The sequence below is a fragment of the Acidovorax sp. NPDC077693 genome, assembly GCF_044542805.1.
Lineage (GTDB): Bacteria > Pseudomonadota > Gammaproteobacteria > Burkholderiales > Burkholderiaceae_C > Acidovorax.
Window position 1 is genome coordinate 182,000 of record NZ_JBITVD010000002.1, and the last position, 25,743, is coordinate 207,742.

22 protein-coding genes and 1 pseudogene are annotated in these 25,743 nt (G+C 64.9%); 11 read left to right on the top strand and 12 right to left on the bottom strand.

Annotated features, from left to right (window positions below; all coding sequences use genetic code 11):
- Positions 1–97: 97 nt before the first annotated feature.
- Both rodA and ACIGHN_RS02955 read right to left on the bottom strand, forming a co-directional pair.
- A complete protein-coding gene (gene rodA / locus ACIGHN_RS02950) occupies positions 98–1,285 on the bottom strand; it encodes a rod shape-determining protein RodA (protein WP_056417596.1) in 1,188 nt (395 codons plus the stop codon).
- Between the two features lie 172 nt (positions 1,286–1,457).
- On the bottom strand, positions 1,458–3,911 hold the full coding sequence (locus ACIGHN_RS02955) for an HDOD domain-containing protein (protein ID WP_396503201.1): 2,454 nt from the start codon (positions 3,909–3,911) through the stop codon (positions 1,458–1,460).
- Positions 3,912–4,019: 108 nt separating this feature from the next.
- Between ACIGHN_RS02955 and ACIGHN_RS02960 the strand changes: the two genes are divergently transcribed.
- Positions 4,020–4,640, top strand: coding sequence for a YqiA/YcfP family alpha/beta fold hydrolase (locus tag ACIGHN_RS02960; protein WP_396503202.1), 621 nt, complete (start codon positions 4,020–4,022; stop codon positions 4,638–4,640).
- Positions 4,641–4,648: 8 nt separating this feature from the next.
- On the opposite strand, the pseudogene ACIGHN_RS02965 reads toward ACIGHN_RS02960, so the two are convergent.
- Positions 4,649–5,631, bottom strand: a pseudogene (locus tag ACIGHN_RS02965) (IS481 family transposase).
- 111 nt (positions 5,632–5,742) lie between these two features.
- The gene (locus tag ACIGHN_RS02970; protein WP_396503203.1) at positions 5,743–7,395 is read right to left on the bottom strand and encodes a PglL family O-oligosaccharyltransferase; all 1,653 of its coding nucleotides are present in this window, start codon (positions 7,393–7,395) and stop codon (positions 5,743–5,745) included.
- Between the two features lie 136 nt (positions 7,396–7,531).
- Between ACIGHN_RS02970 and ACIGHN_RS02975 the strand changes: the two genes are divergently transcribed.
- The 4 genes from ACIGHN_RS02975 (at position 7,532) to mtgA (ending at position 12,380) form a co-directional block, all read left to right on the top strand.
- Positions 7,532–9,610, top strand: a complete 2,079-nt coding sequence (locus ACIGHN_RS02975) for a ribonuclease catalytic domain-containing protein (RefSeq protein ID WP_396503204.1) — start codon at positions 7,532–7,534, stop codon at positions 9,608–9,610.
- 53 nt (positions 9,611–9,663) lie between these two features.
- Positions 9,664–10,524, top strand: coding sequence for a TonB family protein (locus ACIGHN_RS02980; protein ID WP_056167361.1), 861 nt, complete (start codon positions 9,664–9,666; stop codon positions 10,522–10,524).
- Positions 10,525–10,652: 128 nt separating this feature from the next.
- Positions 10,653–11,501, top strand: a complete 849-nt coding sequence (gene aroE / locus ACIGHN_RS02985) for a shikimate dehydrogenase (RefSeq protein ID WP_396503205.1) — start codon at positions 10,653–10,655, stop codon at positions 11,499–11,501.
- A gap of 144 nt (positions 11,502–11,645) precedes the next feature.
- Positions 11,646–12,380, top strand: a complete 735-nt coding sequence (gene mtgA / locus ACIGHN_RS02990; protein WP_056417582.1) for a monofunctional biosynthetic peptidoglycan transglycosylase — start codon at positions 11,646–11,648, stop codon at positions 12,378–12,380.
- A 39-nt stretch (positions 12,381–12,419) separates the two neighbouring features.
- Here the strand turns inward: mtgA and ACIGHN_RS02995 are convergent, their stop codons facing one another.
- Entirely contained in the window at positions 12,420–13,946 is a 1,527-nt protein-coding gene (locus tag ACIGHN_RS02995) for a cytochrome P450 (RefSeq protein ID WP_396503206.1), read from the bottom strand.
- Positions 13,947–13,971: 25 nt separating this feature from the next.
- Here ACIGHN_RS02995 and ACIGHN_RS03000 point away from each other — a divergent pair, with 25 nt between their 5' ends.
- On the top strand, positions 13,972–14,883 hold the full coding sequence (locus ACIGHN_RS03000; protein ID WP_396503207.1) for an AraC family transcriptional regulator: 912 nt from the start codon (positions 13,972–13,974) through the stop codon (positions 14,881–14,883).
- Positions 14,884–15,095: 212 nt separating this feature from the next.
- Positions 15,096–16,925, top strand: a complete 1,830-nt coding sequence (locus ACIGHN_RS03005; protein WP_396503208.1) for a M48 family metallopeptidase — start codon at positions 15,096–15,098, stop codon at positions 16,923–16,925.
- A 76-nt stretch (positions 16,926–17,001) separates the two neighbouring features.
- Here ACIGHN_RS03005 and ACIGHN_RS03010 read toward each other — a convergent pair whose 3' ends face one another.
- Complete coding sequence (locus tag ACIGHN_RS03010) at positions 17,002–18,087, bottom strand: hypothetical protein (RefSeq protein ID WP_156370727.1); 1,086 nt, start codon at positions 18,085–18,087, stop codon at positions 17,002–17,004.
- Complete coding sequence (locus ACIGHN_RS03015; protein WP_396503209.1) at positions 18,084–18,575, bottom strand: tetratricopeptide repeat protein; 492 nt, start codon at positions 18,573–18,575, stop codon at positions 18,084–18,086. The genes ACIGHN_RS03010 and ACIGHN_RS03015 overlap by 4 nt, the downstream gene beginning before the upstream one ends.
- A gap of 146 nt (positions 18,576–18,721) precedes the next feature.
- Between ACIGHN_RS03015 and ACIGHN_RS03020 the strand changes: the two genes are divergently transcribed.
- From ACIGHN_RS03020 to ruvC, 3 genes are all read left to right on the top strand, one after another.
- Entirely contained in the window at positions 18,722–19,513 is a 792-nt protein-coding gene (locus ACIGHN_RS03020) for a lysophospholipid acyltransferase family protein (RefSeq protein ID WP_396503210.1), read from the top strand.
- Between the two features lie 5 nt (positions 19,514–19,518).
- The gene (locus tag ACIGHN_RS03025) at positions 19,519–20,511 is read left to right on the top strand and encodes a phosphatidate cytidylyltransferase (protein ID WP_396503211.1); all 993 of its coding nucleotides are present in this window, start codon (positions 19,519–19,521) and stop codon (positions 20,509–20,511) included.
- A gap of 68 nt (positions 20,512–20,579) precedes the next feature.
- Entirely contained in the window at positions 20,580–21,128 is a 549-nt protein-coding gene (ruvC, locus tag ACIGHN_RS03030; RefSeq protein WP_396503212.1) for a crossover junction endodeoxyribonuclease RuvC, read from the top strand.
- 157 nt (positions 21,129–21,285) lie between these two features.
- Here the strand turns inward: ruvC and ACIGHN_RS03035 are convergent, their stop codons facing one another.
- The 5 genes from ACIGHN_RS03035 to ACIGHN_RS03055 form a co-directional block, all read right to left on the bottom strand.
- Positions 21,286–21,933, bottom strand: a complete 648-nt coding sequence (locus tag ACIGHN_RS03035) for a hypothetical protein (RefSeq protein ID WP_396503213.1) — start codon at positions 21,931–21,933, stop codon at positions 21,286–21,288.
- Positions 21,934–21,971: 38 nt separating this feature from the next.
- Positions 21,972–22,352 carry a hypothetical protein gene (locus ACIGHN_RS03040; protein ID WP_396503214.1) on the bottom strand — a complete coding sequence of 127 codons (381 nt, stop codon included), beginning with the start codon at positions 22,350–22,352 and terminating at the stop codon, positions 21,972–21,974.
- 296 nt (positions 22,353–22,648) lie between these two features.
- The gene (locus ACIGHN_RS03045; RefSeq protein WP_396503215.1) at positions 22,649–23,419 is read right to left on the bottom strand and encodes a peptidoglycan-binding protein; all 771 of its coding nucleotides are present in this window, start codon (positions 23,417–23,419) and stop codon (positions 22,649–22,651) included.
- Complete coding sequence (locus ACIGHN_RS03050) at positions 23,416–23,760, bottom strand: hypothetical protein (RefSeq protein ID WP_396503216.1); 345 nt, start codon at positions 23,758–23,760, stop codon at positions 23,416–23,418. The genes ACIGHN_RS03045 and ACIGHN_RS03050 overlap by 4 nt, the downstream gene beginning before the upstream one ends.
- Before the next feature lie 227 nt (positions 23,761–23,987).
- Positions 23,988–24,473: a CZB domain-containing protein gene (locus ACIGHN_RS03055; protein WP_396503217.1), complete on the bottom strand. Its 486-nt coding sequence runs from the start codon at positions 24,471–24,473 to the stop codon at positions 23,988–23,990.
- 200 nt (positions 24,474–24,673) lie between these two features.
- On the opposite strand from ACIGHN_RS03055, the gene ACIGHN_RS03060 reads away from it, so the two are divergent.
- Positions 24,674–25,714, top strand: a complete 1,041-nt coding sequence (locus ACIGHN_RS03060; protein ID WP_056417566.1) for an LLM class flavin-dependent oxidoreductase — start codon at positions 24,674–24,676, stop codon at positions 25,712–25,714.
- The last annotated feature ends 29 nt before the right edge of the window (positions 25,715–25,743 follow it).

Genomic DNA, 25,743 nt, shown 5'->3' on the forward strand with positions numbered 1-25,743 from the left:
ATACTCGCAATAGCTACGGCTATGGCTGCGTTTTGCGCCTTGCACTCCTTCCCGATCCGCAGTGCAGACTTGGCAGCTCGATGCGTGCAGAGGATCCCTAACCAGACGCCCCCAGCAGCGCCGGCCGCGCATCCTTCGGGTCCTGCCGCTGCGCCCGCGCCACCGACATCAGGATGCCCAGGGCCATGCCCAGGGTGACCATGGCGGTGCCGCCGTAGCTGATGAAGGGCAGCGGCACGCCCACCACGGGCAGGATGCCGCTGACCATGCCCATGTTCACGAACGCGTAGGTGAAGAAGATCATCGACACCGCGCCCGCCATCAGGCGCCCGAACAGGCTGGTGGCGCCCACGGCGATGGCCAGGCCGCGCCAGACCAGCAGCAGGAAGCACACGTTCAGGAACAGGTTGCCCGCCAGGCCGAACTCTTCGGAGAACGCCGCGAAGATGAAGTCGGTGGTGCGCTCGGGGATGAACTCCAGGTGCGTCTGCGTGCCGGCCATGAAGCCTTTGCCCCACACCCCACCCGAGCCGATGGCGATCATGCCCTGGATGATGTGAAAGCCCTTGCCCAGCGGGTCGCGCGTGGGGTCGAGCAAGGTGCAGATGCGCTGCTGCTGGTAGTCGTGCAGCACCACCCAGCGCACGCCGTCGGCGCACAGCTGGTCGCCCAGCAGCACCAGCGTGAAGATGCCCACCCCCGCGATGAGCACGGGGGGCAGGACCAGCTTCCACGACAGCCCCGCAAAAAAGATCACCGACAGCCCGGCGGCGAGCACCAGCAGCGAGGTGCCCAGGTCGGGCTGCTTCATGATGAGCCCCACCGGAATGACCAGCAGCAGCCCAGCCGCCGCAAAGTCGAGCGGGCGCAGCGTGCCTTCGCGCTTCTGGAACCACCAGGCCAGCATCAGCGGCATGGCGATCTTGAGGATTTCGCTGGGCTGGATGACGATGCCCACATTGACCCAGCGCTGGGCGCCCTTCTTGGTGATGCCGAACAGCGCCACCGCCACCAGCAACGCCACCCCGGCGGCATACAGCGGCACGGCAAATGCCATGAGCTTTTGCGGGGGCACCTGGGCCACCATGAACAGGATGGCGCCCGCGATCAGCATGTTGCGGCCATGGTCGATGAAGCGCGTGCCATGGTCGAAGCCTGAGGAATACATGGCCACGAGCCCCGCGCAGGCCAGCAGCATCACCACCAGCAGCAGTGGCAGGTCGAACCCACGGAACAGAGGCATGAAACGCTGCGCGAGCGTGGGTTTGTCAAAAACGGCGGACATCCCCCGATTATCGGCGACCCCACCGGTTGCAGCAGCCGCAGCGGCATGGAGAGCGGATAACAAAACCCGGCGAAGCGGTTCTGGCCAAGCGCCGCGTCGCGGGCAGTACAAGGAGCACGACCAGACGCGGCAACGACGCCAGACAAAGTTTCGCTAGCCGCTACAAGCCCCCTCAACCCGCCTGCCTAAAGGCCATCACCGCCTGGTTGCGCAGGGTGCGCAGCAGGCCCAGGGCCTTGTCGTCCACCACGATGCCGCCGGGCGTGGACTGGTCGGCATAGATGAGTGCAAAGGTCTGCCCCTTGATCTGCAGGGGCAGCAGCAGGAACGAGGGGGCATCGAGCCCGCTGCGGTACCAGGCCGGCAGCCGGGCCTGCATGCGAGGCTCGGTGGCGTCGTTGATGAGCGTGTCCGCCCCCCGCAGGCACACCGCCGCGAACAGGTCGCCCGGCACCTTGAGCGGGACTTTCAGGGCGCGCACAGCCGCCTCGCTGCCCTCGCCCAGGCCGAAGCGGCCGGTCAGCATGTCGGTGCGCGCCTCGCGCAGGCAAAACACCATGCGGCGAAACCCGAGCGCCCGGAACATCGTCTCCAGGATCATGCGCAGCACGTCGTTGAGCTGAAAGCTCTCCACCATGGCATTGGTGATGTCCTGGATGCCGGCGGCCAGCACCTCGTTGATCTGGGCCACCGACACCGCGCTGCGGGCCTGCGACTCCAGCACCGCGGGCAGCGGCTGGGTTTCGCTCTCGCGCAGCTCGTGCGTCTTCAGCGCATCGTCCTGCACGGCCGCCCCACCCGCCGCGGCCCCCGCGGCCACGGGCAGCTTGAGCAGCCGCGCGGCCGGTGTGCCGGGGTCCACCCGCAGGTCCAGTGCCTGGGCCAGCGCCACCAGCTTGTGGCGGGCGCGCACGGTGGCGTCGGCAATGTCCTGCGCCGGCAGCGCCAGCGTGCGCGAATAGCGCGTGCCGACCTGGGCCAGGCGGGCATCTGCCTGGCCCGGCTCGCTCAGCAGCAGCGTATTGGCGACCTCGTTGGCCGCCAGGGCCACCCAGCGCAGCCGCTCCACGCCCTGCTCGGGCGCGCGCTGCATGGGCGATCCCAGCGGCTTGCGCATGCAGCGCTGCAGGCTGTCGGGCAGCGCCCAGACGCGTGCCACACCCACGCCCAGGTCTTCCAGCCCCAGGCCCAGCACCTGCAGCGCCGCGGACTCCTCGCCGCCTTCGATGCGGCCGGAAGCCACCAGGCTGCGGATCTGGCGGGCTTCCTCGGGGAAGTAGAACTCGCACAGCATGCGGCCCAGGTTCTGGAACATGGCGCCGATGAAGGCCTCTTCCGCCGCCTGGCCGGGCTCGCAGAGCTCGGCGGCCACCGAGCCGGCCATCATCGCGCGCAGGAATTCCTCGCGCATCTGGCTGGCATGGGCCTTGTCCTGCATGTGGTCCAGCAGCACCAGGCTGAGCGCCATGTTGCGCACGGCGTTGAAGCCCACCAGGCTCACCGCCCGCGACACGGTGCTGATGGTGCCGCGCCCCGCGTGCGCGTAGTGCACGCTGTTGACCAGGCGCAGCAGCTTGTTGGTCAGCGCCACGTCCTTCAAGATCTCGTGCGTGAGGTCGCTGATGCTGTCGTCCTCGGAATTGGCCACGCGCTGGATGCGGGCCACCGAGTCGGACAGCGCCGGAAAGTCGCTCTTGTGGCGCATGCGCCGCAGGAGGAAGTCGAGCGTGGCGTTGCTCGCGGCGCTGGACGCGCTGGCCGGTGCCGCCCAGGTGCGCAGCGCATCCCGAAAATCCGCGGCCGAGCCGTAGCGCTCGCCCGGCGCGCGCGCCATGGCACGCTGCAGGATGGCCCGCAGTCCATCGTCCACGCCCGGGCCCAGGTCCTGGGGCAGCTGCAGGGTTTCGTTGGCGATGCGGTACAGCGCCTGCCAGGTGTCCTTCTGGTGGATCAGCGGCTGGCCGGTGAGCATCTCCACCAGCACCAGCGCCGCGGAAAACACGTCCATCGCGGGCGACGGCGCCGCGCCCGCCGCGGCCTCGGGCGCCAGGTAGGCAGGCGTTCCGCTGGCCAGCTGCGCATCGGGCTCGGCCTGCACCGGGGCGGCCATGCCAAAGTCCATCACCCGCGCGTGGCGCTGGGTGTCGATCATGATGTTCGACGGCTTCAAGTCCCGGTGCACGATGCCGGCCTGGTGCGCGGCCTGCAGGCCATCGAGCACATCCACCATCAGCGCCACCGCGTCGTGCGGCGTGCAGCGCCCCTGCTGGGCCAGGTGTTCGGCCAGGGTCTTGCCCGGCACGTACTCGAACACGATGAAAGGCTGGCTCCCATGCACGTCGGCCTCGAACACGGGCACGATGAACGGGTGCGCCAGGCGCCCCACATGCCGCGCCTCGCGCAGCCACTGCTCCAGCACCGACGCATCCTGCTCCTGCACGGGGCGCATGAGCTTGATGGCCACCTCGCGCTGCAGGCGTGGGTCCAGCGCCAGCCAGACGGTGGCCTGGGCGCCGCGGCCGAGCATCTTCTTGAGTTCGAACCGGCCCACCGACGCAGGCGGCTTGTCGTTGTTGGATCCCAGGGCCCAGCGTTTGGCGGTGGAAAGCGGGGCAAAATCGGTCATGGTGGGGATCATTGCGGGCCCTTCGACACGGCGCCCATGCCCTGCATCTTATGCCCCGTCCCTGCGTTTTCGCAGCAGTGATTCCCCTGCCTTGTCGTTTTCTGCGCCATGACCACTATGCACCCCGACGCCCCCACCGCCACCCACCTTCTGTACCTGCACGGCTTTCGCTCGTCGCCCCAATCGGCCAAGGCCCGCCAGATGGCCGCGCACGTGGCCCGGCACCATCCGGGCGTGACCTGGTGGTGCCCGCAGCTGCCGCCCTCGCCGCGCGAGGCCATGGCGCTGGTGGCACAGGGCATTGCCCAGTGGCCCGGCGCGGCGATGGGGGTGGTGGGCTCGTCGCTGGGCGGCTTTTACGCCAGCTGGGTGGCGCACCACAAGGGGTGCCCGAGCGTGATGCTCAACCCTGCCGTGCACCCTGCGCGCGACCTGGCCCGCTACATCGGCGAGCAGACCAGCTGGCACGACCCGGCGGAGAGTTTTTACTTCCGGCCCGAATACATCGACGAGCTCAAGGCGATGGATACGTCAGGCCACCCACCGGCCAGCCGTGAGCTGGCCATCATCGCCAAGGGCGACGAAGTGCTGGACTGGCGCGAGATGGTCGCCCGCTACCCCCAAGCCCGCGTGCTGCTGCAAGAGGGCGGCGAGCATGCGCTGGTGAATTTCGAGGAATACCTGCCTGCTGTGGTGGAGTTCCTGGCGCTTTTTCAGCCTTCCGTTTGACAGGACTTCTATCGGAGAACTACGGTGTCACATCCCGGACGATCATATGGCCGCTTGTGAAACAGATCCGGGTGCTCTTGGTACCACCCTTTCATGGCCTGCATTGGCGTTCTGCTCTTGAGCGCTGACTGTGGCAACTGGTGGTTGTACAAGGCCACATAGCGCTGCAAGGTCTGCTCCATATCTTCACGGCTGTTGAATCGGTGGGTCTTCAGGACGTCCGCTATGCGGCCATTGAACCGCTCCACCATGCCGTTGGTTCTCGGGGTCCTGGGCCTGGTCAGCCGGTGCTCTATGCCCAGCTCCTGGCACAGTTGGTCGAACTCATGGTTGCCGCTGGGTTCGCGCTCCCGGCTGGCAAACAGTCGGTCTGTGAACTCCTTGCCGTTGTCTGTCAACAGCTTGTTGATCCTGATCGGGCAGGCCTTGTGAAGTGCTTTGAGAAAGGCCCTGGCACTGGCCGCTGTCTTGTTGGCCTTGAGCTGCACGAACACCCAGCGCGTGGCCCTGTCGATGGCCACGAACAGATAGCGCCTGCTGCTCTCGTCCTGCATCTGGGGCAGGTACTTCACATCCATGTGCACATAGCCTGGCTCGTAGCTCTTGAAGGCCTTGTGGGCTACCGCAGGCTGGTGGGGCTTGAGGGCGTTGAGGTTGCCCGCTCCATGGCGGCGCAGGCACCTGTCCAAACCTGAGCGTGAGACATCGGGGCTCAAGAACTCCCGCGTGACCGCAAGCAGGTCATCCAGGGGCAGCAGCAGGGTATGTCGCAAGTGAACCACACGGTCTCTTGCGCAGGCGTGAGCACCGTCTGCAGGCGATGGGCCGTGTGCGAGCGGTCTGCAAAGACATGGCGCTTCTTCCACTTGTAGACCGTCTGCTCGGTGATCCCAAAACGCTGGGCCAGGACACTGGCTGGTTCATTGCTGGCTGCGATCTCGGCGCGCACGGCGGGAGTGGTGCGGGCGTTCTTGTGCAGGGCTATCAACATGGCTTCACTCCCTGGGTGGATTGCAGAGACTCTATCAACTCCTTCAAAACAGCTCGGGCCATGAACAGTGGATAGCGTTTAGAGTCTATGCAATCATCCGGGATGCGACAACTACGGTCTTTGCAATGCCTGAGACGCGCCAGTACCTATGCGTGTGCCCGCGCTTTTCCATCGCAGATACTCGGTCGGATACGCTAGACGGTAGCGCTTTGTATGAAACGCAGCTTCCTCGTCCTTACCCAACATTGCAGCACTTTCGATCAATAACTCAATGACGCGTGGTTCTGGGGAAAAATGCAAAAGCTCTCGAGCCAAAATGAGAACTTGCGGTGCAGTATCTTGGGTCAAAGTGGTTGCGGATAACAACGCAAAATCCACCTGGTCTGAAAAAAACGGAGTGCCAGATACTTTGGCCATGGTGTCTTCACGAAAATGCGGTGGGCGAAGGGACGATGGCCGATATAACAGGCTGACCTTGTAGTAGTCCCAAGCGAGTATTCCCCCGAGGGCGCAGGCACCTAGCAAGACGATTGTTGCTACTGCCCTTGCGGCCGGTCCGGTAACCCATCGCGGCACTGCTCCTCGCCACAGCAACAGTGTCGCCGCCAGCAATGTAACGACCTGGAAAGGCCCATACCACAGGGGAAATTCCAGCATGCTGTGCACTCCCACAATGGCCAATATTCCCCAAGCTAGCTGACGTGCAGTGTCAGTCTCTCGCCACGGGCGTGCGCGCACGCACCAGATCAGTACCAATGAGCAGAGCGCGAAAGCTACCGGCAACCCCAACTCAACGGCTAAATGCAAAGGCAGATTGTGGGCGTTATCCAGCAGCAGACAAAATCGCTCGCCGCTATAAATGGTGACGTAATGTGCGTAGTCCAGTTCACCCCACCCCCAGCCCAGCCATGGTTTCTGTGCGATCAAGTGCAGCACATTCATCCATAGCACACGTCGACTATTGCAGCTCTGCTCATCCCCGTGGATGCGGTTAAACAAGCCGTCCGTAGTAAAGCCTGTCCAGGCTTGCAGCAACTGTGGCAGCAACCAAGCCGCCACTGCATACACCACCAACCCAGCCATGGAAAGTGCGATGGCCGCGCGACCGGAGCTTGCACGCCAGATCATTAGCAAGCCCACAATCAATAGCCACTGCAACGCGCCAGTACGCGATGCCGTTGCCGCACTGCCGATAACCAGCAGCACCAGCACCCAGGCCAAGAGCATCCCGACCAGCAAAGAGCACCAGCGCTGTCGCGCACGGATTGCCGTCTGCTGCTCCAAAATCTCACGCCGCTCTGCCAACAACCTTGTTTCGGACTTTGCTTCGATTTGCGCCAGTAGCCACAGCAATGCCCAACCACCAAGACTTAATAAAGTTGCCTGTTGGTTACGCTGTCGCAGGTTACCTATGGCTTGCCCATGCATGGAGCCCTGTATCCAGGGCGACAGTCCAGCGTCACCTGAAAAGTACTGAACCAATCCGATGGTGCCGCCCAAAATTGCTGCCAGCACAAGACCAGCCGCTACTTGCGAGGCAACAGCCGTCCGTGCCCAAGCTGCGCACTGCTCGCGTGTACGCGCGGCGACGCCCACCTGCGCGCGTACGAGCAGCATCGACCATAGGATCATCAAGACCAACCCGCAAGCCCAAGATGCGATCAGGGGCCAGAAATTGGCATTCGGGGCGTCGGTGTAGCCAAAAACGAAAGGAAGCGCCAAGGCCACCATGGATAGTGGAATGGCAATGGCGTCAAAAAGCATGGGCTACTCAAAATCGATACAGATGCAGCTAGGACGGCACCGCTGGGTAGTGAACATCATAGGGGCAGACACCACATCTTCTACACCGCCCCCGCACACTCTGTAGCCCACGGCCACCCATGGGACAATCCCCGCCATGCATGCACTGTTTGAAGAAGCCGGCAAATTCATGGCCGGCCGTATCCTGTCGGAGGCCGATACATCGGCCCAGGTAGAACTCGACTCCGGCAAGCGGGTCAAGGTCAAGGCCGCCAACATCCTCCTGAAGTTCGAAAAGCCCGCCCCGGCGGAACTCATCGCCCAGGCGCAGGACGTGGCCGAGTCCATCGAACTGGACCTGGCCTGGGAGTTCGCGCCCGAAGACGAGTTCGGCTTTGCCGACCTGGCGCGGGACTACTTCTCCGAGAACGCCACCCTGGTCCAGCAGGCCGGCGCCCTGTTCCGCCTGTACGACGCACCGCACTACTTCCGCCGCGCGGGCAAGGGCCGCTTCAAGAAGGCATCGGCCGAGATCCTGCAGCAGGCGCTGGCCGCCATCGAGAAGAAAAAAGCCCTGCTCGCGCAGATCGACGAGTGGGCCGCAGCGCTCGGGCGCGGTGAGTGCCCCCAGCCCATCCGCGACCAGCTCTACAAGATCTTGTTCAAGCCGGACAAGAACGCGCCCGAATACAAGGCCGTGGTGGACGCCAGCCGCGCCACGCACACCGCGCCGCTCGACCTGCTGCAAAAGGCCGGCGCCATCGACTCGGCCTATCAGTTCCACTGGAAGCGCTTTCTGTTCGAGAACTTCCCCAAGGGCACGGGCTTTCCGGCCGTCACGGCGCCCGTCATTGCCGACGAGTTGCCGCTGTCCACCGCGCAGGCGTACTCCATCGACGACTCGCAGACCACCGAAATCGACGATGCGCTGTCGGTGCAGGGACTGGGCACGGGCACCGTGGTGCTGGGCATCCACATCGCCGCGCCGGGCCTGGCGATCCAGCCGGGCAGCGCCATCGACCAGCTCGGCCGCGCGCGCCTGTCCACGGTGTACATGCCGGGCTACAAGATCACCATGCTGCCCGACGATGTGGTGCAGACCTACACGCTGGACGAGGGCCGCGCCAACCCGGCCGTGTCGCTGTACGTGACCATCGACGAAGCCACGCTGGAGTTCAAGAGCTCCGAGACCAAGCTGGAGCGCGTGCACGTGGTGGCCAACCTGCGCCACGACCAGCTTGACGCGGTGGTGACGGAAGAATGGCTGGCCAACCCGGCGTTCGAGCATGCAAACGACCCGCAGCGCTTGTCTGACCTGCGCCCCCAGCTATCATTTTTGCACCGCCTGGCCAAAGACCTCAAGGCCCGCCGCGAAGTCGTGCGCGGCAAGCCCGAGAACTTCAACCGGCCGGACTACAACTTCCGCCTGGTCGGCAACAACGGCGCAGAGCCCACGGGCGACGAGCAGGTGCAGATCAGCGTGCGCCAGCGCGGCGCGCCGCTCGACCTCATCGTGGCCGAGGCCATGATCGTGGCCAACAGCACCTGGGGCAGCTGGATGGCCGAGCTGGGCGTGCCCGGCATCTACCGCAGCCAGGCCAGCATGGCGCCCGGCGTGAAGGTGCGCATGGGGACCAAGGCGCTGCCGCACGCGGGCATCGGCGTGAAAGCGTATTCGTGGGCCACCTCGCCCCTGCGCCGCTACACCGACCTGGTCAACCAGTGGCAGATCATTGCCTGCGCCCGCCACGGCAAGACCGCCGCGCTGGCCGCGCCCTTCAAGCCCAAGGACGCCGACCTGTTCTCGATCATCAGCAGCTTCGATGCCGCCTACAGCGCCTACAACGGCTACCAGGGCGGCATGGAGCGCTTCTGGACGCTCAAGTACGTGGAGCAGAACGGCATCACCGAGCTGAATGCCACCGTCTTCAAGGAAGGTCCGGGCGGCAGCTTTTTGGTGCGGGCGGACGACATTCCGCTGGTCTTCCCGGTGCTGGGCGCGCAGAACCTGCCGCGCGGCGCGCGCCTGAAAGTCAAGCTGGGCGAGGCGGACGAGATCACCCTCGACATCCACGGCACCGTGATCGAGCGCCTGGACGATCCGGCCGATAGCAGCGACGACGGTCCGGTGGAGGACGCCGAGGAAGACGACGACGCCGTGGCCGGCCCGATCGCCATCGCGGTGGATGTGAACGAGGCCCCCGCCGAAGCCGCTGCGGCAGCCGCGGCTTCCTGACCGCCTGCAACAGCCACCGACAGCCCCGTAACACCCCCTGATAATTGCCGGCGATGAAACTCCCCGCCTTTCTCCGCACCTTCAGCACGCTGCAGCTGGCGCTGGGCGTGTCCATCGCCGTGCACGCTGCGCTGATCTCGGTGCGCTTCATCGACCCCGAGGGCTTCAACCGCGTGTTCCAGGACACGCCACTCGAAGTCATCCTGGTCAATGCCAAGTCGAACGAGCGCCCGGACAAGGCCCAGGCGATCGCCCAGTCCAACCTGGCAGGCGGCGGCGATGCCGAGAAGGGCCGGGCCACCAGCCCCCTGCCCTACTCGGCCCTCACCGCCATCGGCGACGACTTCGAGGAAGCGCAGCGCAAGATGGACGCGATGCAGGAGCAGCAGGCCCAGTTGCTGGCCCAGTTGCGCAAACAGCTGGCCACCCTGCCCGAGCCCGACCCGCGCAAACCCAGCCAGAGCGCCGAGCAGGTGGCCGAGCAGGAAAAGCGCCGCCAGCTCGTCAAGCTGCTGGCCGAGATCGAAAAGCGCATCAACGAAGAAAACTCGCGCCCCAAGAAGCGCTACATCAGCCCCGCCACGCGCGAGGAGGCCTACGCCATCTACTACGACGGCCTGCGCCGCAAGGTGGAAGACAAGGGCACCGAGAACTTCCCCGAACAGGGCGGCAAGAAGCTGTACGGCGAGCTCACCATGATCGTCACCGTCAACCACGACGGCCGCGTGCTTGACACCGAGATCGTGCAAAGCTCGGGCAACGCCACCCTGGACCGCCGCGCCGAGGCCATCGCCCGCGCCGCCGGGCCCTTTGGCACCTTCGACGCCGACATGCGCAAGAAAGCCGACCAGATCGCCATGGTGGCGCGCTTCAAGTTCACCCGGGACCAGACGCTGGAGACGAGTGTGAGGTAGCTCCCCCCTGAGTCGCCTGCGGCGTCTTCCCCCCGGGGGGACGCTGCCAGCGGCCTGGCAAAGCCAGTTCCGCGGCAGCCCTCGCCCGGCACCGCCCCCTGCATGCAGCCCCCGTTGTTGTTGTTCCCATGACCTCTTCGTCTTTCCCCGCTGATCTGTACTGCGTGATGGGCAACCCGGTAGCGCACAGCCGCTCACCGGCCATCCACGCCCGCTTTGCCGAACTGACGGGCGAGCCCATCGCCTACGAGCGCCGCCTGGTGCCCATGGACGGCTTCGCCCAAGGGGTGCGCGAGTTCGCGGCCCAGGGCGGGCGCGGCTGCAATGTCACCGTGCCGTTCAAGATCGACGCGCCGGGCCTGGCCACCGAATCCAGCGCGCGCGTGCAACTGGCAGGTGCGGCCAATACGCTCACCTTCCGCGCGGACGGCAGCATCTACGCGGACAACACCGACGGCCTGGGCCTGGTGGCGGACATCACCCGCAACGCCGGCGTATCGCTGGCCGGGCGCGACGTGCTGCTGGTGGGTGCGGGCGGTGCCGCGGCCGGCGTGCTGGGCCCCCTGCTGCTGGCAGGCGTGCAGCACATCACCGTGGCCAACCGCACGTTGGAGAAAGCCCAGGCGCTGGTGCAATCGCACAGCGCGCTGGCAACGCTACAAAAATCAGAGCTGCTGGCGCTTACCCCGCAAGCGGTAGAGGCCGATTTCGATGTGATCATCAACGCCACGGCCACCAGCCTGGCCGGCGCGGGCGTGCCCGTGGGGGCCCACGTGCTGCGCCCCGGCAGCCTGGCCTACGACATGATGTACGGCCCCGCCGCGCAGCGGTTCCTCGACTGGGCCCGCCAGCACGGCGCCACGCCGCGCGACGGGCTGGGCATGCTGGTGGAGCAGGCGGCCGAGGCGTTCCTGCTGTGGCGCGGTGTGCGCCCGCCGTCGGCGCAGGTGCTGCAGGAAATGCAGCAGGCCGTTTGAGCAACGGGTCGGCATGAAGCCCCTCGAACCATTCACGCTGAGCGTGTCTGAGCGCCGCGCGAGGCGTCGACCCGCTCAGCCCGAACGGTTTTGCAAGCGCAGGCCCATCCATCTACAACACCCAACACAGAGAAAAACGCTCCAATGAAAGCCGTGCTGCGCTGGCTGGGACTGGTGGTGCTCGCGTTCGTGGCGCTGCAGCTGTTCTTCGTGGTCCGCATCGCGGCCATGACCGTGATCGACCCGGAATCCACCAGCTTCCAGCGCTCGGAAGCCTGGGCCCAGCTGTCCAGCACCGGCCATGTCCGCTGGCGCCAGGAATGGGTGCCGTATGCCGGCATCTCCGACACCCTCAAGCGCGCCGTGATCGCATCGGAAGACGACGGCTTCGTCAGCCACGACGGCGTGGACTGGAACGCCATCGAAAAAGCCTGGGAGCGCAATGCCAAGGCCGAGGCGCAGGCGAGCAAAGCCCAGGCCCGCGCGCCCGACCGCCCGCAGCGCGCGCCCAAGATCCGCGGCGGCTCCACCATCACGCAGCAACTGGCCAAGAACCTGCTGTTGTCGGGCGAGCGCACCCTGCTGCGCAAAGGCCAGGAGTTCGTGCTCACGCTGCTGCTGGAGCAACTGCTCTCCAAGCAGCGCATCCTGGAGATCTACCTCAACAGCGTGGAATGGGGCGAAGGCGTGTTCGGCGCCGAGGCGGCCGCGCAGCACTACTTTCGCAAAAGCGCCAGCAAACTCAGCGCCGGCGAAGCGGCCCGCCTGGCCGTGATGCTGCCGGCCCCCAAGCGGTTTGAAAAAGCCCCCGGCTCGGCCTACCTGGCCGGGCGCACCCGCACGATCATGGCGCGGATGGGGAGTGCGGAGCTGCCGTGAACATGGCGCCCGCGCGTCGCTGCAACGGCTGGCCGCACATCACCCCGCCAGATCAATCTGACGCCGCCGCACCAACCGAAGCACCACCGGCACATCAGGCCGCAGCGTCACGTGCAGCTGGGGCGCACACGCCACCGCAGGCTCGGGCTGCTGCAGCGTGTAGCGCTGCAGCAGCATCGCCGCCAGCAGCGTCATCTCCAGCATCGCAAAGTGCTGCCCGATGCACACGCGCGGGCCCACGCCGAAGGGGATCCACGCGCCCTTCTCGATGGGTGCCGCCCCCTCCAGAAACCGCTCGGGCACGAACCGGTCGGCCTGTGCGAACCAGCGCTCGTCCCGGTGCAGCACCCACGGGGTGATGCGCAACATGGCGCCCCGCGGCACGGCCATGCCGCCCAGCGTGATGGGCGCGGTGGTGCGGCGGGTCATCAACGCAGCCACAGGCGGGTACAGGCGCAGCGCTTCCTTCAGGGTGGCGGTCAGCCAGGGCAATTGCGCCATGTGCTCGGGCCCCGGCGTGCCGCCTTGCAGCACGGTGTCCACCTCGGCCTGCGCGCGCCGGGCGGCCTCGGGGTGCTCGGCCATCAGGCGGCTCCACCACAGCAGGGCAGTGGCGCTGGTCTCGTGGCCCGCCTGAAAGCTCACCATGCACTGGTCGAACACCTCCTGCGGCGATAGCGGCTCGCCGGTGGTCTCGTCGTGCAGTGCCAGCAGCATGTGCAGCAGGTCGGCGCGCTCGGGCGCTGGCGGGCCTTGCGGAGCGCCTTTTTCTTGCCGGCGGACATCGATGTGCCGCTGCACCAGGCCGCGCAGGGCCTTCAGCGCGCGACGCTTGGCGGCCTTGCCGGGCAGGGGCAACCAGTCGGGCAGCGTGAACGGCATGAACATTTCGCGGAACGCGGCGGCCGACAAGGTCTGCGTGGCCCAGGCCGCATCGCGCGCATCGGCCTGCGCCGATTCGCTGAACAGGGTGCGCAGGATCACGTCCATGGCCACATCGGTCCAGAGCGTGTCCATGGTCACCAGGGCCTCGGCCTGGCCTGCGGGCACGGCTGCGTCGAGCGCGGTCTGCGCCGCGTCGGTCATGAGCTGCGCGTAGCCCGCCACGCGCCGGGGGCTGAAGGCCGGCATCAGCATGCGCCGCTGGCGCTGCCAGGTGTCGCCTTCGGTCACCAGCACGCTCTGGCCGAACACCTGCTCGAACACGGCGATGCCGCGCTCCCAGCGGATGAGCGAGTCGGCGTGGGTGACAAGCGCCTCGCGCACCAACGCGGGCGACATCAGGTCCCAGGCATCTTCGTTGACGATGCGCATGCGGGTCAGATCGCCGTGGTCGCACTGCAGGCGCTGCACGAAGCCCAGATAGTCCGACCGCATGGCACGCAGCAGGGGCAGGCCCCACCATCGGTGGGGCGGGCCACCGGCTTTCAACGTGGGCGCGCTGGACGCTGGAGCCGCCAAAGAGGCCGAAGATGCACCAGGCAGGGGGGTGTGGACGGACGTGGTTGGGTTCATGCCGCCGATGGTGCGGGGCGATCGCGCGGCGGTCTTGAACGAATTCGACATCCGCACTGGCCTACACTCGCCGCGCATGGCCACCCTGGTTTCCTCTGCCGCACGCCAGCCCGACGGGCTGATCCCTTCGGGCCAGCTCTGGCTGGCACGCCCCACGCTCGCGGCCTGCCTGCGCGGCACCATCGTGCGCAGCACGGTGGGCCATGTGCTCAGCGACGAGGACCGCATCAACCGCTTTCCGGCCACGCCGCTGTGCAGCCTGAGCTGGTGGTTTGCCGGCCGCAGCGAACACCTGGTGCCCCAGCGGCCCGACACCATGGCCGACCTGAACAGCCCGCGCGAGGCCTACCCCGGCCGCTGGGTTCTGGCAGGCCCGCAAACCCGCCCCAGCAGCAGCCATTGCGCCGGGCCCACCCACGCGATGATGGTGATGTTCATGCCCGATGCGCTGCACCAGCTCACCGGCCTGGAGCCGCAGGCGCTGACCGACCGCATGGTGGACGCGCAGACCCTGCTGCCGCCGGAGTGGATCGCGATGTGCGAGGCCGTGCAGCGCCAGGCTGACGACGCTGCCCGCCTGGAGTGCCTGGAAGACTTTCTGGAGCCCCGCTGGCAGGCCTGCCGCCCCACGCAACCGCTGCACACGCAACGCTACGGCGACTGGGCCGCGCACCTGGCGCAGCGCGCGGCCATGTCCGCTCCGGGCCGCAGCCTGCGCCAGCTGGAGCGGCGCATCAAGCGCTGGGCCGGGCTGCCGCTGCGCGAGCTGCGCGGCTTCGGCAAGGCGGAGCAGGCGTTCTTCGACACCATCGCGGCCGACACCGCAGGCGAGTCGGTGAAGTGGGCCGACGTGGCCGCCGGTGCGGGGTTTTCAGACCAGTCGCACCTGTGCCGCGTGACGCGGCGCATCACCGGGTATGCGCCGCAGGCGCTGTACGAGGGCATCCACCGGGAAGAGGCTTTCTGGGTGTACAGGATCTGGGTGTAGCGGCGGTTGGTACTGGATGGGCAGGTCGCAGCTGTCTATTGCTCGTCTGTGCAGCAAACGCCATGCTGCAGGGTGATCACGGTCCTGGTTTGTCGAGTTCTGCATCTGTCTGCGCTCGTTTTTTTATCTGTTGCAATTTGCCCCCATCGCGCAGCCCGGTCTGTACACGCCGCGGGTCTGGCATTCCAATCGGCGACACATCCAAAAACGCCATGCAATTTCCGATTGTTCAAAAACTCAAACTGATAGTTTTGTGCTTGTTGGCAGAAGGCATTTACTACATCCTGGCGCTCGTTCCCGTCGTGCCATTCACGCTGCTCAGCGCCATCTTTTATCCGCCCACCACTGCGCTGATGATCGGCGCCACGCTTTTTCTGGTGGTCGTGTGGGCGATCCAGCCAGACCCTATCGACGACCGGGATGCGATGGCCGTCGCGCCGGGCAGCGTGCTGCACCAGTGGGTCCACGCGCTGTCGGCGGCCGTGGACGGGGGCAGGATTCACCGCATCGTGTTGACCGACGAGGTCAACGCTTCGGCCTACGTATCGCCCGGGTTCATGGGGCTGGGCGCGCGCCGAACCCTCCGCATCGGACTGCCCCTGCTGCAGTGCCTCTCCAGCCATGAAGTCAAGGCTGTGGTGGCGCATGAGCTCGGGCACTTTTCACGGCAGCACAATCGGGCGGGCCACTGGGTCTACCGCGTCAGGTACAAGTGGGGCATTTATCTGCTGGCACACAGGTCCGATGCGGACGGGTTCATCCAGTCGGCGCAAAAGCTCGTGGCCCGCTGGTTCATTCCGTACTTCCTGCGCCAGTCTTCTGCCTGGTCACACCAGTGCGAATACGAAGCCGACGCCTGCGCCCAACGCGCGGGCCTGGCCGGCAGCTTGATCGATGCGCTGGTGAAGATGGAGCTGCACCAGCACATCGAGCAGCATGCGATGCAGCAAGACTGGGTGCAATGGAAGCTCCAGTCGGACTCCCCGCCCCCGAACATCCTGGAGACCACCCTCGAACACATACAGCGCTACGCCGCGCCGGCCTTCGCCCCGATGCTGGCGGCGGCCCAGGCGCGCCCCACACGCCTGTACGACACCCACCCCCGCCTCCAACAGCGCGCAGACCACCTTTGCGTCACCATCGAGCCGCCGCAATGGCATGGCGTCTGCGCGGGTGCCGAAGCCTTTCCGAACGACTGGGCGTCCATCTTTCAGGCGCACCAGGCGGCATGGGTGGGCAAGCACCGGGATGCATGGTACTTCGCGCACTACCGCTTGCGCTGGCTGCAGGCCCAGGCCGATGCCCACCCGCACGACGTGGCACTGCAGGCCGTTGCCATGGCGTCACTGTCCACATCCACCACGGCAGTGGACGCGCTGAGGGCACTGGTGGCAGACCATCCTGCCAACGCTTACCTGAACTATGAACTCGGCTGTGCCTTGCTCGACAGCGACGATGAGGACGGCGTCGACTATCTGCAGGCCGCCGTCCGGCTGAACAAGAAGATGGCGGTGCCAGCGCTGCGAAGGATCTCCGAGCACCGCTTGCAACGCGACTGCGCGCAAGCCATCGAACGGTCCATCCGAAAACTGGACGCCGCGTTGCGCTGGACAGACGCCTTCTTCGATCGGGACCTCTGGAGCCGGTTCGCCAACGAACCGCTGGAGCCTCTGCCGGCCGCGGCCCGGGGGCTGTTCCGCGATGCGGTCCGCGCAAACCCACGGATAGACGGATGCTGGGTGGGTAGCCTTCAATCCAGGCCCATCGACGGGCACCAGTTCAAAATCAATCTGGTCGTGTTCCGCATGGATGGGTCGAGTGAACTCTCGCCCCACCATACCGAAGACCGCATGAAAGCGCACATGGCTCACCTGCTGGAGACGGTGACCAGGCCCGATGAACTCACCTGCGTGAAAGCGGTGTTCTACACCGAGCCGTTGAACCCCCGGCTCCTGCAGAACATCAACAAATACCCAGAGGTGTGCATTGCGCAACCTCTGGGCGCCTTGAACCAGAACGTGATCAGAATCGACGTGCTCTGAACGTGCTTTGATACAGGCCGAGCCGGTGGCTCGCGTGTAGCAACGCCTGCAGCCAGCGCGCCGATTCCGAAGCGCCTCACCCCATGATCGCGCCCTTGACCATGCTCATCACCCCGATCGCAGGGTCGACGGCCTTGAACACGCCCACGGCGCCGGTCACGGCATCTTTGGTGCGGCCGGCATCGGTGAGCGCGCTTTCGTGCAGTTCGGTGGCCGAGGCCGTATCTTTGCCGTCCAGCGAGCGGATCAACGCGGACGCCACCAGCCCGCCGTCCGGATCGAGTTCCGTGCGGCCACCGGATGGTTCCTTCAAGGCCATCACATCCCCGCGAACCTCGTCCAAACTCTCTTGCAGCAGTTCGCGGTCCATGTCGTCCGTCAACAACCCGCCGACGGTGGAAGCCACAGCCACCGCTGTGCCGACCGACGACGCCACCTTGCCGGCCAGGTCGTACGCCGTGGGCAGGCCCGACATCCCTGCGCTGACGACGACCGAAGCCACTGCCAGGCCCACGCCCACCGTGATGCCCGTCCATTTGGCGGCCGTGGCGGCCGTCTCCGGGCTGATGCCGCCGCGCGTGAGCACGCCGTGCACCACGTTGGCCACGATGCTGTTGCCCATGGGCAGCTTTTCGTACGGCGGCGGCCTGTGGTCGGCAATGGCTTCCATGTTGCGCATGTTGCGGTAGGCGCAGACGGCGTCGCCGGTGGAGACCGCGAAGTTCACGCAGGCCAGCGCCAGCAGCGGCGTGGCGCCGCCGAACGATATCGCCGTGAGGCCCACGGCCACACCCACCGCCACCGCCGAAAGCGCCACGCCCAGCGCCTTTTTCCAGAACGATGTCTTGGCGACATCCACGCCCTCTTGCCGGGCCTGCAGCAGCTTGTCGCCAGCCGCCAGCAGCTTGGTCTTGGCAGCGTCTGCCCGCGAAGGTGTCGAGGTCGTCGCGCCTTCGCGGACGGGCTCGGAGGCTACCGAGCGCACACGGTCTGCCTGCCCCGCCGTCACATCGCTGCGCGGTGGCGGGGGCAGCGTCAGTGAAACGGGTGCCTGCGTCGCAGCCGCCTGTGCCGTGCTGGCGGTTTGCTGCGCGGGCCCGCTGCCCGTGGTCGAGAACAGATTGGCCGGCCGGCCCATTCCTACGCCGATGGGGGAGCTCATGCTGCACCTCCGGTCAGGCTGGACAGGCGGGCTTGCGCGTGGGCGCGCACCAGGTGGTGCTCGGGGCTCAGGTAACTCAACTGGATGCAGGCGCGGAACGCTTCTTCGGCTTCCTGGGCGTTGCCCATCGCTTCCATGCATTCACCCAGGCGCAGGATGCAGCCCGCATTGGTGGCGTCCATCAGCAGCGCCTGTGCGTAGTGCTGTGCGGCCGCCTCATGGTGCCCCAGCATCTGCAAGGCCAGCGCATAGGCGAACTGAAAGCGCGGCTCCCAGGCGTCGTGCGTCACCAGCAGGAGCAGGTCTTCCACCGCGTCCTGCGCGCGGCCCTCGGCCAGGTGCTCGTAGGCCACGGCATAGAGCGCCTCCAGGTCATCGTCGGAAATCCCCTTGACCGAGGCCAGGGTGATTCCATGGTTGACGAAAGCATCGGCGATGCCTTCCGGGGTGCTGAGGTCGACGTGGTTTGCGTCGGATGTGGGGTTCATGGTCGTGCTCCTGCCTGGTCAATCCAGTGACCACTGAGTAACAGGCGGACGCCGGGAGTTCCTCACCCGGCGACTTCTTTGCGTGCAGCCCCCATCCAGCAGCACCCCGCCCTGCCGTGCGCACCCCGCCCCGTATGATCCCGCCCATGCTTGCCAAGTTGATGAGTCTTCTCCTGCTGGGGATCGTGCGGTTTCTGACCGGTTCCCAGGCCCGCTGGTATGGCTGCCCGCCCAAGGCCGAGCAGCGCATCTATTTCGCCAACCACCAGAGCCACGCCGACATGGTGCTGATCTGGGCCGCGCTGCCCGAGGAGCTGCGCAGCATCACCCGCCCCATCGCGGCCAAGGACTACTGGACCAAGACGCCGTTTCGCCAGTGGATCACCACGGCCGTGTTCAACGCCGTGTATGTGGACCGGCAGGCCACGCCCGCGCGCCCGCCCGCTGCGGCGGCCCCGATGGCTCCTGTGGCTGCGGCAGCCGCGGGCGTGACCGATGCCGCGGCCACGGCACCGTCAGACGCAGACACCGCGATGGCCGGCGGCCCCGACCCGTCGCCCGAAGCCCCACCCCGCGCGCCCACCCCAGAGGAGCTGCGCGCGGCCTTGCCTGAATCGGACCCGCTGGCACCGCTGGTGCGTGCGCTGGAGAGCGGCGACTCGATCGTGATCTTTCCGGAAGGCACGCGCGGCCACGGTGATGAGCCGCAGCCGTTCAAGTCGGGCCTCTTCAAGCTGGCGCAGATGTTCCCGCAGGTGGTGCTGGTGCCCGCCTGGATCAACAACGTGCAGCGCGTCATGCCCAAGGGCGAAGTGGTGCCGGTGCCCATCCTGTGTTCGGTGACGTTCGGCGCGCCGATTGCGCTCGAATCCGGCGAAGAACGCCGCCCCTTCCTCGACCGCGCACGCCGCGCGGTGATCGCCCTGCGGGAAGTTTGACCACCATGAACGACTTCCTTCGCAATCTCACCGCCACGCAGCAGATCGGGGCGCTCTTCCTGGCCGTGTTCGGCATTCTTTCGATCGTCACCGTGTGGGCCTTTGTGCGCAATCTGCGCGAACATGCCAGCGACGACCCGCAGGCCGAAGCCCGCGTCGTGGAGGCCAAGCGCTTCTGGGGGCTGCTCAAGACGTCCTGGATGATGGCCACGGTGTTCTGGGTGGGCTGGGTGCTGGGCGAGACCGTGGCGACGGTGCTGTTCGCCATCGTCGCGTTCTTTGCGCTGCGCGAGTTCATCACGCTGTCGCCCACGCGGCGGGGCGACCACCGCAGCCTGGTGCTGGCGTTCTTCGTGGTGCTGCCGCTGCAGTTCTGGATCGTGGGCAGCAAGCACTTCGATTTGTTCACCGTGTTCATCCCTGTCTACGTGTTCTTGGCGATCCCCGTGGTGAGCGCGCTGGCCAACGACCCGCAGCGCTTTCTGGAGCGCAATGCCAAGCTGCAATGGGGCATCATGGTCTGCGTGTACGGCATGAGCCACGTGCCCGCGCTGCTGCTGCTCGACTTTCCGGGCTACAAGGACAAGGGTGCGTTCCTGGTGTTCTTCCTGGTCTTCGTGGTGCAGACCTGCATGGTCGTGCAGCACCTGCTGGGCCGCCGCTTTCCGCACAAGCCTGTGGCACCACAGGTGAGCCAGAGCTTTCAATGGACCAGCTGGCTCGCCGGCGTGGCGGTCGGCGGGCTGATGGGCGGGCTGCTGACCTTCATCACCCCTTTCAAACCCGGCCAGGCACTGGGCATGGCGCTGCTGGCCTGCGTGGCCGGCAGCCTGGGACACCTGGTGATGAAGGCCCTGAAACTCGACCGCGGCATCACGAGCTGGGGCATGCAGGGCATGTCGGTCACCGGCGCGGGCGGCCTGCTGGACCGGGTGGACGCGCTGTGTTTTGCGGCACCGGTGTTCTTCCACTCGGTACGGTGGTACTTCGGTTTATAAGAGAAAAAGCCTTCTACGCTTGATAGACAGGCGCTAGCAGCTACAAAAATAATAGCAAAACAATAGCAATGCGAATTCTCGGCATCGACCCTGGCCTTCAAACCACCGGCTTCGGCGTGGTGGACATGGACGGCCACAAGCTCAGCTACGTGGCCAGCGGGACCATCCGCACCACCACGCTGGCGCTGGGTGACCTGCCCGGCCGCCTGAAGATCTTGTTCGACGGCATCACCGAGGTGGCGGCCCGCTACGAGCCCGACGTGGCCTCGGTCGAGATCGTGTTCGTGAACGTCAACCCGCAGTCCACCCTGCTGCTGGGCCAGGCGCGCGGCGCGTGCATCACGGCCCTGGTGGCCAGCAACCTGCCGGTGGCCGAGTACACCGCGCTTCAAATGAAAAAAGCCGTGGTAGGCCACGGCCGCGCGGCCAAGAGCCAGGTGCAGGAGATGGTGCGCCGGTTGCTGCATTTGCCCGGCCTGCCGGGCACCGACGCGGCGGATGGCCTGGGCATGGCCATCACCCATGCGCATGCGGGGGCCGCCATGGGCCGGCTGGGTGAGGCGGCCACGCTGAATCGGCGGCAGCATGCGATGTACAAGGGTGGGCGGAGTTATTGAGGCAGGGGGAAGGGTCAGAGGTCAACGCTCTGAGGTTGAGGTCAAAGGAAAGACCGCAGATGCCTAAGGCAGGCACGCCAGCTGCTGTGAACCGGGCGGGCGGATGGCCATCTTGCCCCCTTCGCCCCATGCTCAGCACGTCAGGGCATGCACTGCGTCATCCATCGCAGTAACCAAACTTGCCCGCTGGCTTCGCCGCCAAGTCTTTCCCTACTTTGCGCGCCAGGGCCACGGCTTCGCGCGACGCTGTGAAATGCGACCCCACACCACCCCAGTAAAAACCGTTGGGGCCGCGACAGAGCATCACGATGGCGGGCTTTGTAGACAGGGCCGTGCTGTCTCCGCGGTCGACAACCACCTCATAGCGGACCCGCTTCATGGGCTTGCCGCGCAAGGTGGCGACCACGCGCCCTTCGTAGACATGGCGCTCTTCGGTCATCGTGCGGCCTTCGTCCGGGTCATAGAGCCCGGTCGGCACATTCGGGCTGGGGACAGGCACGATGGTGAGGCGGGTGTGCACGATCACCACGGTGTACGGGGTCATCGCCATGGCGTGGGCGAGCCCCTCTTTTTCAGTCTCGTCCATGGGCACGGGAGGCTCTGGCTTCCAGACGAATTCGGGCATGTGCTGGCCGGCATAGCTCGTCATACATGCCAAGGTCAATGCCAACACGGAACCGCAGCGCGCAAGCCCTCGCAACGAGCCGCGATTCCCGCACGGCCTCGGGGAGCCGTCAGAGCAACTCACAATCTCTTCGGCATAGCCGACATCCATCAACACGCTCGAACGGTTTGTCATCTTCATCTATTGGTACTTGGCTGTGTCTTGGCGCTTAATTTTTTCTACAGCGTCACGTGGAGCCGCCTTGCATCACCGATAAGGCAAGCAGGCTGTCGGTCCGGATCAGCCAGCAAGCGCAATTCAGCCTCATGCAGTACCACATTCAATCGCCCGCTTCGCTCAAGCGCACTGCGCACAGTTTGCCAGCCAGGATCGGTTTCGCTGATCGCGGTGGGTGTGCCATCGACAAGCGAGCCCCACAAGACCCATGTTTCGCCGACGAACCCTGCGTGAGAAGCCAGGTCAAGACGCACCAACTGGTCAATGAGCGCTGGTGATATGGGCAGCAGCGTTTGGCTTGATGAACTATATCTACGGTGGGTCTGCTTGGCGATAGTGTCCAGAAAGTAGCGATTTATCTGATTGATCCAGTTTGTCAGCATTTCTCATTCTATGCAGCAAATCGAAATTCAAAGATCCTAATCGACGCGTCTGAATGACCTGTCATCAATAACCCATCCCTCGCCCCTTTCACAAATTACCTTTTTATATCCAGCAGCCTTTGTAGCCTCCCACTGCGAGGACAATCTGCAAATCTCACCAGGCGATATGTAGAACAGAATTTTAAAACTATCATCATTTCTATATACCTCCACACGCTCAATTGCTTGCCACTTGCCCTGCGGCAAATCTTGACAACCAAAAAATAATACGGATGTTAATATTAAAAAAAGAAACTTCATTGACTTTTTATTTTATTGTAATTAACCCTTTTCACTAGCCGATTGGACCTGGAGACTACAATCAACAATTCCTTTGGGGTGACAGCGTTAGATGAGGTCGGATTATGCTGAAATCTGGGATCGTGCGCGAGAATTCCAATAGACTCCAGCACTTCAGCAACATTAGTTGAACAGCTATTCGAAATAATATCATACGACTTTTGCTCAGCAACTCTTCGCTCAAGATCTTTTTTCGTTGCTCTTTTTTCCCGCGATGAAACCTTCAACACCAATCCAACAAAATCTCGAATAAAGCTATTGCTCTGCAGGTATTTATCCCTTTCGGTAATTGCATATCTCGAATGTGCACGCGTATAAATTAGTTCGTCTACATCTATGGCAGCGTGCCCCCATTGAGAACCAGGGCTCAAAATCATTGCATCAAAAATCAATACCTCAATTGCCTGATCCTGAACATCAGACAACATTGCTTCTTTGGCTTGAGCCTTGCGGTGGTAGCCGAATATTTCGGGCCGCATGTTGAGATTGCGCAGCGTCAAACTGCGAGGCTCTATTCGCCCATGCGTCACGTAGGGGATAGACCCAGCATTTTGGAATGCCTTAATTTCATCGACGAGCTTTGAAGAAAAAACGCCGTCGACGCTGACGGACGGGGCGCCCGGCACTTCTCCAAGGTGGTTCTTCAATAGCTTCTGGATGATCTTTACATCATTTGGCTTGTTGGCAGCTAACGCTCCCACTGGAGCAGAAATGTCGAGATTATTCATGCTCGCACCATTTTTTCGAACAGACCGCACAGTCGCGAATTGGCAAGTTTTCCGATGATGCTGATATCGGCGGACACGGCTTTGCGCGGCGTGCTAGTGCACGGCGCAGCTTGGATGCGGGATTTGCTGCGACCCTTTTTGATATGGCCAATTTCATGGCTGATCGCACACAGGCCGGATTTGAGCTTGCTCAGGTGCACGGTGTAGGGGTTGCGTGGGGGAGCGATGCGGTTCTGGCAGTCTCTTTCTGCGGCCATCCTGGCGAATTGCGCCCATACGGGAATGACTGCGCTTACGCCAGATGCCAAAGTGGCGAGCGTGAACTGTGGATGGCGGTCCATCGGGAATCCCTCTTAGCTTTCAGTTGGTATTTTTGGTGCGCTGAGGCTGTCATGCACAGCCAATCAATGCGCGCCGGAGAATATCCACTGAAGACGGTTTTTCTAGAATTTCCCGTGTCTACAGATGTAAGAGCCGTGCATCAGCGGTCGCAGGGGCTCGCCACCAAACACAATGCTTTTTTAGTCAGCACTTTGGTGCAAAGCACTTTGAGAATCAAACGGTCAGTTCACCGCCCCAAACCCCGCTTGAGCTCCTTGAGCAACAACAACACCTGGTTCGACGCATGCCGGCAGCTGCTGTTGAGCAACTGCACCGCTTTTTGCCGCTCCCCCGCCTGGAACAGCGTCACGACATCGGCCGCCTGCTGGTGAAAGTACTTGTGCCGCGCGACCAGCATCGCGAACGCCGGAAAATGCCCCAGGCGCACCTTGCCGGTGCCGTAGAGCCAGCGGCCCAGGTCGCAGCGGTCGTCCTGGCAGATGCGCTCGGGGCGCATGACCTCTTGCGAACGGCAGTTGACCATGTCCTGCAGCTGCAGGCGCCACCGCTCGTGGCTGGCGATGGCGGCGTCGATGTCGATCTCGGTCATCAGCATCGATGCGTACTCGGCATCCAGCACCAGTTCGCTGCCGTTTTCCTCCAGGGCCCAGGTGGTGTCGGGGCTGGTGGGATCTTGTTCCTTGATCTTGAACAGGCGGCTGAAAAAACCCATGCTAATTACCGGTAAAAGCCTCGTGCACGGGGCCGAAAATCGTCCCGCCAGAAATGCCTTGAAACATTTTGTGTCGCTTGCGCATTTTTGGCTATCAAAAAATTGCGCCGTGCCTGTTCGGCCCGAAGGCAACCCTTCTGGCGCAGCCGGCTCTGGTGACCCTGCCGGCACAAATACCTTGCGCGCAAGACAATAGGTGCATGACTTCCACTGCCCCCCGTTCCGCTTTGTCCATGCTTGACCTGGTTGCCGTCCGCGAAGGCGGCACGGTGGCCGAGGCGCTGCAGATCGCCCTGCGCACCGCACAACATGCTGAAAAGCTGGGCTTTGCCCGCTACTGGCTGGCGGAGCACCACAACATGTCGGGCATTGCCAGCTCGGCCACAGCGGTGCTGGTGGGCCACATCGCGGGCGGCACGTCGCGCATTCGCGTGGGCTCGGGCGGGGTGATGCTGCCCAACCACGCGCCGCTGGTGGTGGCCGAGGCCTTCGGCACGCTGGCCGAGCTGTACCCGGGCCGCATCGACCTGGGCCTGGGCCGCGCGCCGGGCACCGACCCCGCCACCATGCGCGCGCTGCGCCGCAGCCGGGTGGAGACGGCCGACGACTTTCCGCAGGACGTGGCCGAGCTGCAGCGCCTGCTGGCGCCCGAGGTGCCAGGCCAGCGCCTGATCGCCATGCCGGGTGCGGGCACCAATGTGCCCATCTGGCTGCTGGGCTCGAGCCTGTTCTCGGCGCAGCTGGCGGCCGAGCGCGGCCTGCCCTATGCCTTCGCATCGCACTTTGCGCCGCGGCTGCTGCACCAGGCCATCGACCTGTACCGCAACCTGTACCGCCCGTCTGCCGCCTGGCCCAAGCCGTACCTGGCCATCGGCGTGCCGCTGATCGCCGCGCCCACCGACGACGAGGCCGAGTACCTGGCCAGCAGCACCTACCAGCGCGTACTGGGCATCCTGACGGGCGACCGCCGCCGCCTGCTGCCGCCCGTCGAGAACTTCGCCGCCCGCCTGCAGCCGCAGGAGCGCGCGGCGATTGGCGACTTCCTGGCGGCAGCCGTCATCGGCGGGCCCGAGACCGTGCGCGCGGGCCTGGCGCAACTGGCCGAATCCACGCAGGCCGACGAGTTCATGCTGGTGAGCGACCTGTACGACCCGGCCCTGCGGCTGCGCTCGCTGGAGATTGCGGCGCAGGCGCATGCGGCCCTGGCACTGCCGGCCGGCGGCCCGGCCGTCACGGCATGAGGCCGTGCGTCCGGCGATGCACCGGCATC